Annotated in this window: 13 protein-coding genes and 1 pseudogene; 8 read left to right on the forward strand and 6 right to left on the reverse strand. The window is 43.0% G+C overall.

All coding sequences use genetic code 11. The annotated features are described in order from the left end of the window. Positions 1 to 62: 62 nt before the first annotated feature. Both DP114_RS22280 and DP114_RS22285 read left to right on the forward strand, forming a co-directional pair. Positions 63 to 3,290 (forward strand): DUF4347 domain-containing protein, encoded by a 3,228-nt coding sequence (locus tag DP114_RS22280; RefSeq protein WP_171977158.1) that lies wholly within the window; start codon positions 63 to 65, stop codon positions 3,288 to 3,290. A 78-nt stretch (positions 3,291 to 3,368) separates the two neighbouring features. Then, positions 3,369 to 4,838, forward strand: a complete 1,470-nt coding sequence (locus DP114_RS22285) for a multicopper oxidase family protein (RefSeq protein ID WP_246162648.1) — start codon at positions 3,369 to 3,371, stop codon at positions 4,836 to 4,838. 26 nt (positions 4,839 to 4,864) lie between these two features. Here DP114_RS22285 and fghA read toward each other — a convergent pair whose 3' ends face one another. Then, positions 4,865 to 5,710 (reverse strand): S-formylglutathione hydrolase, encoded by an 846-nt coding sequence (fghA, locus tag DP114_RS22290; RefSeq protein WP_171977159.1) that lies wholly within the window; start codon positions 5,708 to 5,710, stop codon positions 4,865 to 4,867. Positions 5,711 to 6,670: 960 nt separating this feature from the next. Here fghA and DP114_RS22295 point away from each other — a divergent pair. After that, complete coding sequence (locus tag DP114_RS22295; protein ID WP_169263876.1) at positions 6,671 to 7,465, forward strand: PhzF family phenazine biosynthesis protein; 795 nt, start codon at positions 6,671 to 6,673, stop codon at positions 7,463 to 7,465. A 62-nt stretch (positions 7,466 to 7,527) separates the two neighbouring features. On the opposite strand, the gene DP114_RS22300 is transcribed toward DP114_RS22295, so the two are convergent. The 4 genes from DP114_RS22300 to DP114_RS22315 all read right to left on the reverse strand — a co-directional run bounded on the left by DP114_RS22300 (position 7,528) and on the right by DP114_RS22315 (position 9,039). Next, on the reverse strand, positions 7,528 to 7,899 hold the full coding sequence (locus tag DP114_RS22300) for a hypothetical protein (protein ID WP_169263875.1): 372 nt from the start codon (positions 7,897 to 7,899) through the stop codon (positions 7,528 to 7,530). A 64-nt stretch (positions 7,900 to 7,963) separates the two neighbouring features. Beyond that, complete coding sequence (locus DP114_RS22305) at positions 7,964 to 8,332, reverse strand: pentapeptide repeat-containing protein (protein WP_169263874.1); 369 nt, start codon at positions 8,330 to 8,332, stop codon at positions 7,964 to 7,966. Next, entirely contained in the window at positions 8,314 to 8,637 is a 324-nt protein-coding gene (locus tag DP114_RS22310) for a hypothetical protein (RefSeq protein ID WP_171978263.1), read from the reverse strand. The genes DP114_RS22305 and DP114_RS22310 overlap by 19 nt, the downstream gene beginning before the upstream one ends. Before the next feature lie 204 nt (positions 8,638 to 8,841). Beyond that, the gene (locus DP114_RS22315) at positions 8,842 to 9,039 is read right to left on the reverse strand and encodes a hypothetical protein (protein ID WP_169263872.1); all 198 of its coding nucleotides are present in this window, start codon (positions 9,037 to 9,039) and stop codon (positions 8,842 to 8,844) included. A gap of 863 nt (positions 9,040 to 9,902) precedes the next feature. Here DP114_RS22315 and DP114_RS22320 point away from each other — a divergent pair. The 4 genes and pseudogenes from DP114_RS22320 to DP114_RS36385 all read left to right on the forward strand — a co-directional run. Next, the gene (locus tag DP114_RS22320; RefSeq protein ID WP_169263871.1) at positions 9,903 to 11,138 is read left to right on the forward strand and encodes a sedoheptulose 7-phosphate cyclase; all 1,236 of its coding nucleotides are present in this window, start codon (positions 9,903 to 9,905) and stop codon (positions 11,136 to 11,138) included. Beyond that, the gene (locus tag DP114_RS22325) at positions 11,138 to 11,968 is read left to right on the forward strand and encodes an O-methyltransferase (protein ID WP_169263870.1); all 831 of its coding nucleotides are present in this window, start codon (positions 11,138 to 11,140) and stop codon (positions 11,966 to 11,968) included. Before DP114_RS22320 ends, DP114_RS22325 begins: the two co-directional genes overlap by 1 nt. A gap of 435 nt (positions 11,969 to 12,403) precedes the next feature. Continuing rightward, positions 12,404 to 13,744, forward strand: coding sequence for an ATP-grasp domain-containing protein (locus DP114_RS22330; RefSeq protein WP_171977160.1), 1,341 nt, complete (start codon positions 12,404 to 12,406; stop codon positions 13,742 to 13,744). A gap of 271 nt (positions 13,745 to 14,015) precedes the next feature. After that, positions 14,016 to 14,072: pseudogene (locus tag DP114_RS36385) on the forward strand (hypothetical protein); the annotation flags it as partial. On the opposite strand, the gene DP114_RS35225 reads toward DP114_RS36385, so the two are convergent. Beyond that, complete coding sequence (locus DP114_RS35225) at positions 14,073 to 14,234, reverse strand: hypothetical protein (protein WP_211178328.1); 162 nt, start codon at positions 14,232 to 14,234, stop codon at positions 14,073 to 14,075. It abuts the pseudogene before it with no gap. A gap of 112 nt (positions 14,235 to 14,346) precedes the next feature. Between DP114_RS35225 and DP114_RS22340 the strand changes: the two genes are divergently transcribed. Further along, a complete protein-coding gene (locus DP114_RS22340) occupies positions 14,347 to 15,387 on the forward strand; it encodes an acetylserotonin O-methyltransferase (protein WP_246162650.1) in 1,041 nt (346 codons plus the stop codon). Positions 15,388 to 15,561 lie beyond the last annotated feature (174 nt).

The raw sequence follows: 15,561 nt of genomic DNA on the forward strand, positions 1-15,561 counted from the left end.
TTTTGAATTTAATATATCTGGTGACAATTTAAACACAGTGTGATAGTTTGTAACAAAAACTCATGCAGCCAACTCAAACACAAATCCTTGAGAAACATAATCGTTTTAGTATTGGAACACAGCAGAATCAGCCCAGCAGTGTTCTTTCTAGAAGCTTAGTATTCATAGACACAGCCGTAGCGGATTATCAAACCCTAGTGCTTGGAGTGGAGAAAGGCACACAGGTGATACTTTTGCACCCAGAATGGGATGGTGTCGAGCAAATCACCGCTGCATTGTCTCAGCGAGCAGACGATATAACCACAGTCCATATAGTCTCACACGGTTCACCAGGATGCTTGTATCTGGGCAATAGCTGCTTGAACTTAAAAACCCTAGAATTCTACGCCAGTCTCTTAGAGGAATGGTTTCCAAACGGTTCTACTCCCTCGTTGTTGCTCTATGGCTGCAACATTGCAGCCACAGACATCGGCATCGAATTCATATCCAAATTGCGGCAAAAAACAGGAGCACAAATAGCTGCTTCCACTACCCCCACAGGGAATCCAGCTTTAGGCGGTAACTGGAAACTGGAAGTGAGTACACAGGAAATGCCAACGATGTCGTTGGCATTTCCTGTTGCAACTCAAGTCGCATATACTGGGGTGTTAAACCCTAGCCGTGTCTCTGTAGGTGCAAGCGGTAACCAGACAAATAACAACTCGTTGAGCCCAGCCATCTCCACTTCCGGGCGTTATGTAGCATTTCGGTCTGATGCTAACAACTTAGTAGCAGATGACACAAATCTATTAAGTGATATTTTTGTCTACGATACTCAGACAGGCATTACCAACCGCGTTTCTGTAGGTTCAGGCGGCGTCGAGGAAAATAACGCCGCGAATGGGCGTCCTGCTATCTCGGGAGATGGACGTTATGTGGCGTTTGAGTCATATGCCAGCAATTTAGTAGCAAATGACACGAATGACTTTAGTGACATCTTTGTCTATGACACTCAAACACGCACCACAATCCGCGTTTCCGTAGATTCACAGGGAAATGAGGGGGATGGCGTATCCTTCTCCCCCACCATCTCGGGAGATGGACGTTATGTGGCGTTTGAGTCATATGCCAGCAATCTAGTAGCAGATGACACGAATGACTTTAATGACGTCTTCCTCTATGACACTCAAACACGCACCACAATCCGCGTTTCCGTAGATTCACAGGGAAATCAAGGAAATAATGCATCTTTCTTTCCTGTCATTTCGGCAGATGGACGTTATGTGGCGTTTGATTCATTTGCTAGCAACTTAGTTCCTGACGATACAAACAACACTCGTGACGTCTTCCTCTATAACACTCAAACACGCACTACTAGCCGTGTGCCCGTAGATTCACAGGGAAATCAAGGGAATAATGCATCTTTTTCGCCCGTCATTTCGGCAGATGGACGTTATCTGGCATTTGAGTCATATGCTAACAACTTGGTGCCAGGAGACACTAACGACACTGGTGACATCTTTCTCTATGACACCCAAACACGCACCACCAGCCGCATTTCCGTAGATTCACAGGGCAATCAGGGAAATAACGAATCCTTCTCCCCGAGCATCTCGGCAGATGGACGTTATGTGGCATATGCTTCATATGCTAACAACTTAGTAGCAGGAGACACTAATAACACTGCCGACATTTTTGTTTACGACACTCAAACACGCACCACCAAACGTGTTTCTATAGATTCACAAAATAATCAGGGAAATGACTTATCCTACAACTCCGTCATCTCCGCTTCGGGACGTTATGTCGCGTATGAGTCATATGCCAGCAACTTAGTAACAGGAGACACTAATAACAGCCGTGACATCTTCCTTTACGACACTATTACCAACAACGCCCCAACAAACTTGGCATTGAGTGCTACTAGTGTAGATGAAAAGGTGCCTGCGGCAACACAAATTGGTCTTTTCACTAGCATAGATCCAGATACAAACGACCAGCACATTTACAGCTTAGTGACGGGGACGGGCGATACTGATAATGCCGTCTTTACTATTAATGGCGACAAACTACTCATTAATAATTCCCCCAACTTTGTAAGCAAATCTAGTTACAACATCCGCGCCCGTACTACTGACAACGGTGGACTCTACTTTGACAAACAGTTCACTATTAACGTCAATCAGAGCGTCAATCCGGGCGTTAATCCGGGCGTCAATCCGGGCGTCAATCCGGGCGTTAATCCGGGCAATAACTCTACTGTAACTACTCAGCCGCCAACGACTCCTCAGTTAACTCAAATTGCTTCTGATGTTTTCAACATAAAAGGTAATAGCAGTCAAACTAAACTTTCAGTTAAGCTCACAGATCATAGTTCTTCACTTGTCAATGAAGTAGGAGTATTTACCGTTGACGATGCACAAGGTCGAATCAACGGTATTCTCCCTGGTAGCGCTGGTTACAGCGAAGCTGCCTTGAATCGAGCTCAGGTTATTTTCTCTGCTCTTGCTAATACCCCAAGTGGATTTGATACCGATCTGACACGTAAATTGGCGTTCGACTCAAATGCCAACTTGAGATTTTATTTAGTACCTGACAGCACCACAGATTCAGTGTTGTTTGATAACACCTCTTCAACAAAAGTGGTGTTTCCATCTGCAGCAAATTTCAAAGTCGAAAGCTTGAACAACGGAGAGTTCTCTTTGGGTTGGAAAGATCCATTAACTCAAAATGGTGACTTCAATGCTTTGGGAATCAATGTGAAAGCAACAAATGAAGAATTTTCTTTAGGTAGCAGTCTGCAAGGAAAACCGCAAGAGCAACTCATCGATTTGCGACAAGTTAACACTCAAGTCAAAGCTGATTTTGTTCTCAACAGAGAAGCTGCTTTTAGTGACTTTATTGGTTTCTACAAAATAGCAGATGACAAGGGTGGTATTGATACTAATGGAGACGGTATTGTTGACCTCCGTCCGGGAGATGCTGGTTATGCACAAGCTGCTGTTAAGGGACGTGTTCCTGGCATTGACTTGACGGTAAACAACCAAGCGACGGCAAATTTCACTGGAATTTTCAATGGTGGTTCGCTGTATGCCCCGTTCATGATCGTCAATGGGAAACCTGATGCACTTTTAGATAGTAATTCCAATAACGACCCACAAGTTTATTTTTCATTCTTGGGTGCTAATTCTGACAAAACGGATCATGTTTCTTTGTTGGGAGATAACGTTTTTGGTTTTGAGGATCTGGTTAATGGCGGTGACAAGGATTACAACGATGTAACTGTCCGAATCAATTTGAGTCAGGCATAATTCTACGTATTATAAATATTAAATTATACTTTACGGCAAACAAGTTTGACTATGAAGAGAATCAGCAGACGTGAAGCAATGAAGATCGTAGCGCTTGCGGGAGGTACCGTTTTACTTCCTGTAGGACTTCAATATCGAGGATACACTCAAACAGTTAGTGGAACAGTCGCGCCATTTACACTTTCCTTTCGCACACCACCAGTGTTGAATCCAGTACGTAGCGATTCAACAACTGACTACTACCAAATTAGGATGCAGAAGGGTCAAGTAGACATTTTACCTGGACGCACTACCGAGGTTTGGGGTTATAACGGTATATTTCCCGGACCCATAATAAAACAGCGTGCAAACCGGGTATCAACTGTACGGTTTATCAATAATCTTGATGTGAATACATGCGTTCACCTGCATGGAATGACATCTTCGCCCCAGTACGATGGCTACACTTTGGATTTCATTTCTCCAGGGTATTACAAAGATTACGTTTATCCCAACTCCCGAGCTGCTAATTTCTGGTACCACGACCACGGGCTTGCTCAGACTGCCAGAAATGTGTATATGGGGTTAGCTGGAATGTATATTGTTCAAGATGATCAAGAACTTGCGTTGCCACTTCCCAAAGGAAATTATGATATTCCTCTGATCATTCAGGATAGGCAATTTGCGTCTGATAATTCACTCATTTTTGATAATCGAAATCAGACCAGTGTGATGGGTGACACAATTGTAGTCAACGGCGTACCTTGGCCCCGTATGGAGGTAGCCAACCGCAAGTACCGTTTCCGGGTGTTAAACGCATCAAGTTCCCGCTCTTATGGACTTGCTCTGAGTACAGGTGATGCGTTGACTGTGATTGGTACTGATGGTGGGTTAATGTCTGCACCAGTGAATACTCAAAACATACGTCTTGCTCCGGCAGAACGCTATGACTTAATTATCGATTTCTCCAGATATCCTTTGGGGACTCAGGTAGAACTGCAAAATCTTCCACTACCAAATAACCTTGTTTTCGCCAACACAGACAAAATTATGCGCTTTGATGTAGTGCGATCCGAAACAGATGACAGCGTTGTTCCTAGCACACTACGCAATATTCAATCCATTCCAGAATCCTCAGCTGTACGAACTCGCGACTTCACGGTGCAGCAGAGAGCTGATGGAGTTTGGGCGATCAACGGTAATGGGTGGGACCGAAATCGAGTCGATGCAAATCCTCAACTAGAAGATGTGGAAATATGGACATTTAGAAACACCGCAAATCTCTCGTTTCATCCAATGCACCTCCACCTCATTGATGCTCGAATACTTGACCGTAATGGTCAACCGCCTTTTCCTTATGAGGTTGGCCTGAAGGATGTCTTCTACGTTGGTGAAAACGAGACAGTACGCGTGATTGGGAGGTTTAGACCTTTTGCGGGTAAATTTATGTACCATTGCCACAACATGGTTCATGAAGACCGCGACATGATGAGTCAGTTTCAAGTGGGGCAAGGTGGGATTAATCCGATGTCAGCCCCAGCCAGACCGCTTCCAGCACCACCGCTTTAAATTTATATTTCCTCAAGCCAGGAGTGTCAAACCGTTAATGAAAGCGCATGGTGGCGGATGTGATCCTCAATAAAACTGGCGATGAAATAATAACTGTGGTCATAGCCGTCTTGATAACGCAAGTTTAGCGGCTGGTTAACTGCTGCACAAACTTGCTCAAACACCTCAGGTAGCAACTGCTGACTAAGAAATTTATCCGCCGTACCTTGATCGATGAGAATGGGACTGTGGTATTCTGTTTGCCTGACCAATTCACTGGCATCATAAGCACGCCAACTTTCCTTATCCTCACCAAGGTATCGGCTAAACGCCTTTTCACCCCAAGGACACCGCATTGGTGCGGCGATGGGTGCAAAAGCTGAGACTGATTTGTATTGCTGAGGATTTCTCAAAGCGCAAACAAGCGCACCATGTCCCCCCATTGAATGACCGAAAATACCTTGTTTCTCTGGTTGTGCAGGAAAATGTTCGGCAATCAAAGCAGGCAATTCTTGCACAACATAACTATACATTCGGTAGTGAGACGCCCAAGGTTCAACAGTTGCATCCACATAAAAGCCAGCACCTGTGCCAAAGTCCGAGTCGTCATCCTCACCAGGAATACCAGTGTTGCGGGGACTAGTATCTGGTGCAACCAGCATGATACCGTATTTTGCCGCATATTGCTGTGCCCCTGCTTTAATCATAAAGTTTTCTTCTGTGGAAGCCAAACCAGAGAGGAAATAAAGAACTGGTACTGGTTTTTGGGTGGCTTGCGGTGGTTGGTAGACAGCAAAGCGCATTTCCCCGTTACAGGTAGAGGAGGGATGACTATAGAAGCCGAGTTTACCACCGAAGGATTTATATTCTGAGGTGAGGTTGGGGTTAGTCATGAGTGTTTAGTTAGTGTTCAAATCTCGATAAATTCTAACCCCAAGGGTTCCTAATGTAGTAAGTTACAATCAATACGTTGTAGTAAATTTTCTAACATTATCGTAGTTCGCCGTAATACCCCATCCGCCATGCGGTGGGGATGTAAGGCGGTGAGTGACGATTGTATCTGTGCTTAATTTACCCGCAGGGGAAAGAGAGCACAAGATGCATGAGGAACGAACTATCTGTGTGTTGATTCACGGAGAGTTTTGATATGGTCTCTAAGGATTTCAGCCATTGACAAGTTTTTTCTTTCGGAACAGTTTTTGAGGATTTCATACTCTTCCTCGGTAACGTTGAATTGTATTTTTTTCAGTCTAGCCACTTGAAGTACTCCAAATTATACTCCATAATTAGAGTATATAGTACAGGCTGAAAAACCGCTAGCACGCGACAATGAAAACTCTGGAGTGACTCCAAGCGACTGGCTAGTAAAGTAGTAATGCTCAGTGGGTAGGGAAAGTCCACTTTAAAAACCCAGTCCTTGTCTAACAGACCTGGCGTGAACCTAGAAGAAAAAACAACTTAAAATCACAGCGTACGGCGGGGCACGCCGGAACGCGAGGAAAAGGAGAGGAACGGAATTCTAAGACACTCTCTGCAAAGTACTCGAAAGCTTGGGGACAGATGCCCTCTAGGTCTTTCGTAAACTGACTCGATACTTGGTCACCAACGACGGGTATTTGGTTTAGATACTGCCAGAAAGTAGTCGGCGACTATGATTTGGATACGAAGGTTTACGGTTGCTGGACGAACCAAGAATCCCCATCCGCCATGCGGTGGGGAGTGTCAATCCAGCTAAAGTGAATATTATCACCGTTGAAACTCAATTACTTCCTGGTTAAGAGTGTGGTCTCAACTAGACCATTTATCACCACAAGGCTTAAGTTTCAAGACTATTTTTAAAAAAAATTCGAGACATGGGACAAACTATTACTCAAGTAGATGCATTTAGCAACACACCTTTTGCAGGTAACCCGGCTGCCGTCTGCATTTTACCTACTCCCCAGTCTGAGGACTGGATGCAAAAGGTGGCGCAAGAGATGAATTTATCTGAGACTGCGTTTTTGGTGAGGCAGGAAGATGGTTTTGCGCTGCGCTGGTTTACGCCTACAACAGAAGTGCCATTATGTGGTCATGCTACCCTAGCTAGCGCTCATGTTCTTTGGTCACAGGGGCATCTTTTGCCAGATGAGGTGGCTCGTTTCCACACCAAGAGCGGAGTGCTGATTGCTAAAAAGCATGGAAATTGGATTGAACTCGATTTTCCTGTAAATTATTCAGAAGAAATAGCCGCTCCTCCTGAACTCGGTGAAGCTTTGGGTGTTCCAATCAGAACGGTGATGAAAAATTCCTTGGGTTATCTGGTGGAGGTCGAGTCTGAAGATTTAGTGCGACAAATGCAGCCGAACTTCCAGCTACTCAAAGCGTTACCCCTTGCCAAGGTTATTGTTACTAGTTTAACACACGAAGACTCAGAATACGATTTTGTTTCTCGCTTTTTTGCACCGGGAGTGGGAATTAATGAAGACCCAGTGACTGGGGCTGCTCACTGTTGTCTGGCTCCGTTTTGGCGCGATCGCCTTGGCAAAGATGAGTTTTTAGCATATCAAGCGTCTAGTCGGGGCGGTGTCTTGAAGGTGCGTTATGAGGGCGGTTCTCGTGTCTATATAAGTGGACAAGCAGTTACCGTTCTGCGTGGAGAATTAATTTGAAAATGCAATTCGTCACTCCCTGTCTCAAACCTAGTTTAGATTCTGTGAAAATCCCTGTCAGGTTATACACTGCTTAAGGAAACCTTTTTTTGTATACGAGTTTGTAAATCTGCCAAAAGTGTTTCTCCACTGCGTCGGGCTTCCCAAGGACCAGAGTCCCAAAGTTTAAGACTCCACTGTCCTTGCATATAATCTTCATTTTCTGAGATTGTGCCGACGTAGGTAATTGGATCAGGTGAAGTTGTGAAGTAGCGCTTGATAAAGCTGATACGACGCCCAACTACCTCACCGGCAAGCTGGGCTTCTCCCAAATTGCTGTCATCCAAAATCCTACCAGTCAATGTGTTACCACTTTGAATCAATGTCACTTCAAAACGGGTAGGAATTCCTTGTTGCCAGTAAGTTCCAAGCCAAGTGCCATTTACATCAGCCATAGGGAGTATTTCGTAACTTCAATCAAGATTTATGCTTAAACTACGAGTAATAAATATATGTTGGTCAAAGTTTTCGCATATTTCTACTGACGGGGTCAAAACCTCTAGAAAAACGCGTACTATCGTCGTACCAAGCCCCACTCAAATTTGCTCCATAGAGCTTAGCAAAGTTTAGCTTCGCTCCCCTAAGATTAGCTTCATGCAAGTTGGCACCGCTTAAGTTAGCTCGTGTCAAGTTGACACCAGCTAAGTTAGCAGCCCCAAGGTTTGCTCCCCACAGTTTAGCTTTAGCTAGGTTTGCTCCGCTTAAATCCGCTGCAAATAAATTGACTCCAGCGAGCATTGCTTGAATTAACTTGGCTCTAACAAGCTTCACTGCTGGAAAATCTCTCTCTCCTGCTACATAACGCTGCTTCAGTTCATTTGCATCCATGCTTGGTTCACCTTGCTCAGCAAACTGGAAGCTATCTGCTCCCATTCCTGGTCTAATTCTACTTTTGACTCTGACTGACCGCTACGTCTATACCAATAACGAGCATTGATCAAATCACCCTCTTTGCGGTGCAAGTAGGCGTGAACCCAAGCACTATCAGCATCGTTAGCGTCTTCTTGTACTATTTCGTGTGCAGTATCCCACTCACCTTTTTTATCATACCAAAGGCCCTGCAACGCTTTTGGCAGTGACTCAAGACATTTTGGATTTTTTTCTATAAATTGCTTGAATGTTACCGCAGTCATCATACATTTACCTAGAAAATATCAAGCCTCTATTTCTAGGATACAAATTCTAGGCTACAAATAAGTTCTGACTTATGAAAGAATTTTCATACATAGCACAGTAGCTATCTACCCTCTTAAGTAGATGTTCCCTAGCAAAGCTAGGGAACCAGACAAGTAGCTTATGTGTGAGCAACAATATCTAGCTTGAGTACTACAACTCTATTAGACTTGAGTGACATTTTCCTGATTTAATTGCTGCTCGACACTACTGATCGCAGCGTTTAGACCAGCGAGTCTAGTGTCTAGATCATCTCGCATAGTTTTGAGGAATTTCAGCTTACGCTCTAAGCGAGTTTTGCGAGACACGGGTTCGCTACCGTAGCAGTTGTTGTCCCAAAAAGGAAAAGGAAACGGAAACATAGTTTGCTTTTATAGAAACGACCTTATTTAAATTGTCGCTAAATCCTAAGCGAGATAACGGATAAGAGAGTGGGGGATAACCGACTATCGTGAGTGGGGGTTGAGCTTCCAGTAGAGTTGGATTAGTTATGTAGCCATATTATTAACAGTTTGTCTACTGTTAATAATACGCGAATTTTGTTAATTCAAGTACAAAAAAAGCTCTTTTAGCACTTATTTTTCTGGCTTTACTCAGGTGAACTATTTGATTTCATTCTTTAGATAGAAGCTTTATGAAACCGAGGCATTATAAAAAGTTATTGTACTTCGTGCGGTGAAGAGCTTATTGCTCTGTACTGGCAAGGAAAAACTACCAAACTTGAAAGCGTAAATCAGTTGCTAGTACTAACAGCTTGTATTCTTTTATCAAAGACTTCGATTTGATTTCGCCAATGTGTTGTCGGTATTCCAGACTCAAATTCTCAAAGGAAGAACAAAATCTAAGAAAATTATAAAACTTAAGTTTTTTTTATAAAATGTGATAATTTGAGAATATAGGTCAAAATACGGTGATCATTCGATAGCTATCAACCCTGCGAGACATTAGGATCTTTCTGCAAAAAGTAGAAGTCTAACATATGTCAGCCAATTTTGCTGAAAAGTGAGCTAATTGAATTAAAGTTCCTTACTAAAGTATGCTCAAAACCTTTTAAGACGGAGGGTTCTTTATTTTTTCTAGTTTTTTAGCCTCCAGTCTTCTTGTCCATTGGGCACTTTGCTTATGGATAGTGGTGTAGTTCTTGGGTGTACTGAGGTAAATACTGTCTTGCGAATAGTCTCCCATTTTTTTTGGGGGATATTGTCAACATTGTAGGTCAAAAATAATGAGTACCATCCAAGCAAAGTTTGAAGCTACTGAAACTGCTTTTCATGTAGAGGCTTACGAAAAAATTGAGTACAGCCTCATCTATGTTGATGGGGTTTTTGCAATCGAAAATCCACAACTGGCAGAAACCTATAAAAAATTTGGACGCTGCTTGGTTGTTGTAGATGCTAATGTTAATAAGCATTGCGGCAGTCAAATCGAGCAGTATTTCAAATATTACGACATTGACCTGACGGTTTTTCCGATCACGATTACTGAGCCAAACAAGACTATTGAGTCTTTTGAGAAGGTCATTGATGCGTTGGCCGAATTCAAGCTGGTTCGCAAGGAACCAGTGTTAGTAGTTGGTGGTGGACTGATTACAGATGTTGCAGGTTTTGCCTGTTCTGCTTACCAGCGCAGTAGCAACTACATTCGCATTCCTACCACTCTCATTGGTTTGATTGATGCGAGTGTTGCTATCAAAGTAGCAGTGAACCACAAGAAGCTGAAAAATCGCCTTGGTGCTTATCACGCTTCGCAAAAGGTTTTCCTGGATTTCTCGTTTTTGGGTACTTTGCCAACAGCGCAAGTCCGCAATGGAATGTCAGAACTTGTGAAAATTGCAGTGGTTAACAACAAAGAGGTTTTTGATTTGTTGGATAAGCATGGGGAAGAACTGCTTTCCACACACTTTGGCAACATTAACGCAACACCAGAAATCAAAGAAGTGGCGCATCGGGTCACTTACGAGTCTATTAAAAGTATGCTCGAGTTGGAGGTTCCTAACCTACACGAGTTAGACCTAGACCGTGTTATTGCTTTTGGTCATACTTGGAGTCCGACTCTAGAACTTGCACCTCGTGTGCCTATTTTCCACGGTCATGCAGTCAATATTGACATGGCTTTTTCTGTCACCCTTGCAGCACGACGAGGCTATATTACCAAAGAAGATCGCGATCGCATTCTCAGTCTGATGAGCCGTATCGGTCTTGCTCTGGATCATCCCCTCTTAGACGAAGAGCTTGCATGGCGTGGAAGCGAATCCATCACCTGCACACGAGGCGGTCTGCTACGAGCCGCTATGCCTAGACCAATTGGCGATTGCTTCTTTGTCAATGATTTAACTCGTGAGGAACTGGCTGCAGCGTTATCAGAGCATAAGCATCTGTGCGAAAGCTACCCTCGTGGTGGCGATGGCGTAGAACTCTACCCAGATGCTTACAACCCAGAACTTGTTGGGAGTGAAGCCTAATGTCGCAAGTTGTCGAAAAGCCAACCGCTAGACCTGTTACACCATTGGGGATTTTAGCTAAGCAGCTAGAAACCATTTTGCAGACACTTGATAAGATGTCTGCTGATGAGCTACAAGCTAACCTCAATCAAGCATGGCTTTTGGCAGCAGGTTTAGATCCCTATTTAGAAGAATGTACCACCCGTGAATCACCAGCCTTAGCAGCGCTAGCTCAAAAAACGGCTCAGGAAGCTTGGAATCAAAGGTTCCACGAGGGAGCGACAGTACGAGAACTAGAACAGGAAATGCTTTCTGGACATGTGGAAGGGCAAACGCTCAAGATGTTTACCCACATGATCAAAGCTAAGAAAGTGTTGGAAGTTGGTATGTTCACTGGCTATTCTGCATTGGCGATCGCAGAAGCTTTACCGTCTGATGGAGAACTGGTCGCTTGTGAAGTTGACCCTTACACCGCAGAGTTCGCGCAAGCTGCTTTCCGGGAGTCTCCCCACGGTGGAAAAATTCGCGTCGAAGTGGGTCCAGCACTCTCAACTTTGCAGAAACTGGCAGATGCAGGGCAGTCATTTGATTTTGTGTTTATTGACGCAGATAAACGCGAGTATGTCAAGTACTTCCAAACTTTGTTGGAGACAGATTTGCTCGTTCCTGGAGGGTTTATCTGTGTAGACAACACTCTACTTCAAGGGCAAGTCTATCTTCCAGAAGAAAATCGCACTCCCAACGGTGAGGCTATTGCTCAGTTTAACCAGGTTGTCGCCGCCGATTCGCGTGTGGAACAGGTATTGTTGCCACTGCGAGATGGCTTGACGATTATTCGACGCTTACCGTAATTGTCATCCATTGAGCCTGCACTCTTGTTGTGTACACAGAACTCAGAATTGCAAATCACGAAAACCGCACTTATACTGTTCCCTTTTAGTTAGTTCTTAGCTGTAGTGAGTTCTGAGTTCTGAGTTCTTCAATGACTCTGGTTTCTTACCTCCTTCTCTTATAGCCATGATAGGTGAAGGAGGAAATTTAAAATTTATATATTATTATTTTGTTCGCGCAGCCTCGTGCCCGTAGGGCATATTTGTGATATTCGCGAATGCGTGAATGTTTTATAAATGTAGAGTTATGGCTACTTAGCAGACAATTTCATACAGTTGAATTTGTACTCTTGCAATTTTTCTCAATTGCGAAACTATGAATTATAAATCACGATTTATGAGGCACGATCTCTTCCCTTATAATCTAATACAGAAGCAACATCATCAAGTTCTTTTGTGGCACAAGTAAAAGCTTTATTCCAGAACCTTGCGACCTTGACAATACTTTTTTTAGTGTTGCCCATTAACGCTGCTATAGTTCTGGCATCTCTATTTTGGAATCGCTTAAGGCGTCTTGTTCGTCCTCAGACAGTTGTCGCTGCAAACCGCAAAAATATCTTGATTAGCGGTGCCAAAATGACGAAGGCGTTACAGCTTGCCCGTTGTTTTCACGCTGCGGGACATAGAGTTATTTTAATAGAAACCCACAAATACTGGTTATCGGGACATCGGTTTTCTGATGCAGTTTCTCGCTTTTATACAACTCCTATCCCACAGTATGACCCAGAAGCTTATATCCAAGCTTTACTAGACATTGTTAAGAAAGAAAACATTGATGTCTATGTTCCTGTCACGAGTCCAGTTGCGAGTTACTATGAGTCTTTAGCAAAGCCTGCACTCTCACACTACTGCGAAGTTTTTCACTTTGACGCTGATGTCACCCAAATGCAGGATGATAAGTTTGCTTTCAGTGAAAAAGCAAGAGCGTTTGGCTTATCGGTTCCCAAGTCCTTCAAAATCACCAACCCTGAACAAGTTCTGAATTTTGATTTTTCTGGGGAAACTCGCAAATATATTCTCAAAAGCATTCCTTACGACTCAGTATGGCGCTTAGATTTAACTAAGCTACCTTGCGATACCCCTGAGGAAACAGCAGCATTTGTCAGGAGTTTGCCAATCAGTCCAGAAAAACCCTGGATTATGCAAGAGTTTATTCCTGGCAAGGAATTTTGCACTCACAGCACAGTCAAAAATGGAGAATTACGGTTGCACTGCTGTGCAGAATCTTCAGCTTTTCAAGTCAATTACGAAAATGTAGAAAACCCGAAAATTCTAGAATGGGTAAGGCATTTTGTTGGAAAACTGGGAATTACTGGACAAGTTTCCTTTGATTTTATCCAAGCTCAAGACGGGACAGTTTACGCTATTGAATGTAATCCCCGAGCGCATTCGGCAATTACAATGTTTTACAACCACCCACAAGTGGCAGATGCTTATTTGAGTGAAGAACCCTTCACTCAACCTCTCCAACCACTGCCAAACAGTAAGCCGACATACTGGACATATCACGAACTATGGCGACTGACTGGTATTCGTTCCTTTGCCCAATTGCGAACTTGGATACGCAATTTTTTAAGAGGTACTGATGCCGTTTACAAACTGGATGATCCACTGCCGTTTCTGATGCTACACCACTGGCAAATTCCCTTGCTTTTGTTCAAAAATCTGCGGCAACTCAAAGGTTGGACAAAGATTGATTTTAATATTGGTAAACTTGTGGAATTAGGTGGCGATTGAATTAAGGCAAGAAAGTTGTTAATGTAACAGCTGTTAATTATACAAGATTCCATAAGTGAGATTTTAAGAGGTTTTTTTCTCTGTTAAGAGCTTTAAGAAGAATCCTTACAAACGGTCTAATCCGAAATTCGGTCATCAAGTGCTACTCCTGAAAATGAAATAGCCTTAGATTGTTTCACTTGTCACTAATTATGGTATGTATATTCTTTAGAGGTTTTTCTGAAGGTAACTTAAATACAAGCGTGTTTTAACAAAAAACTTTGTTCATATAATTGATCAGCGCAATACATCAAAAACTTGTCACTATTGTAGTCAGAGGCAAGATACGTCACTTGACAAATGTACTTGTTTCTGTAGGGTTGGCATTGTTATCGACTGGGATGTTAATGATATCTAGTCGTAATATCTTACTGCGGTTCATGGCGCGGCTCGTACCACACAAACTAGTTTCAGTTTGCAGTGTATTTGGAGTTATCCAAGAAATCAACACGTTTATACATGTTTATAAAAGCAGGTGAGTCAGAGAATTTTAGCTTGGTAATTTTGGACTGGACTAAATAAAAAATAATTGGCGTCTACTATTTTACACGGAGAAATAGAACTTGTTAGGAACTACTTCAGCATCCAAGAAGCTTGCTCAAATGGTCTATGGTTACTGGCAAAGCCAGTGCCTTTATATAGCAACAAACTTAGGTATACCTAACCTCTTACAGTCGGAATCAATGACTGTAGAAGCAATAGCAAAAGCAACCTCTACGAAAGTAGAAACTCTTTATGTTCTTCTCCGTGCTTTAGCTCATTTAGGGGTGTTCGTAGAAAAGCCCGGACGTGTATTTGCAGCAACAGAACTCTCCCAACTGCTGATTACAAATGCAGGACCTTCTGTTGGACATTTCCTGATGCATATTACAGAACCCAGTATGTGGGATGCTTGGAGGGAATTAGGAGACTCATTGAAAACAGGGGAAGTCGCTTTTGAGAGGGCACATGGCAAGAAATTCTACGAATTCTTCATGACGGAAAACCCCGATAGCAGAAATCTGTTCAATAATGCCATGAGCTTTTTAACGAATCAAGCAATTGATTCGTTGTTTGAGGTGTATGATTTCGGTCAATTTGATACAGTTATGGACGTTGGAGGCAATCAAGGCGCACTGATTGCCTATATTGTCAAAAAATTTGGCTGTAAAGGTATATTGTTTGATTTACCGCATGAGGTTGAGACAGCACCAGATTACCTATCAAAGCAGGGACTCGACGAAAATCAAGTGAAAGTCATTGGTGGTAATGCCTTGGAGGAGATACCAAAGGGTGCAGATGCGATCGTGATGAAGTATTTTCTTTCCGTATTCAGTTCGCAAGACACAATCAAAGTACTAACTGGGTGTAAAAAAGCTCTCCCAAAAGAAGGTAAAGTTATACTTCTACAGACACTTGTTCCACCTCGTGGTGCGCCAGTAGAATATCCAGACGGCACTATCCCAGCCCTTGCCGCAGTTCAGATGATGGTGACAAATCCTGGAGGTTACTGGCGCACGGAACAAGAATATAAGGAGTTGTTTGAAACAAGTGGCTTTCAACTCGAAAAAGTCATTTACACGGGAACTAGCCTGACGGTGATGGAATTTAGTACGCTGTCTTGAGCCTCGGGCAAATACAAACAAAGTTTTACATCCACCGCAAAAATTATGGATATGTCTTTTGGCTTGCTACAAGACATATCCTGGCATGATTTGAATTTTGTGCGATGCTTTATGATAACAATTCTCTCAAATCACTTTATACCTAGTTAAGTATTTATATTTATATATTTTTTG

This window comes from Brasilonema sennae CENA114 (genome assembly GCF_006968745.1).
Classification (GTDB): domain Bacteria; phylum Cyanobacteriota; class Cyanobacteriia; order Cyanobacteriales; family Nostocaceae; genus Brasilonema; species Brasilonema sennae.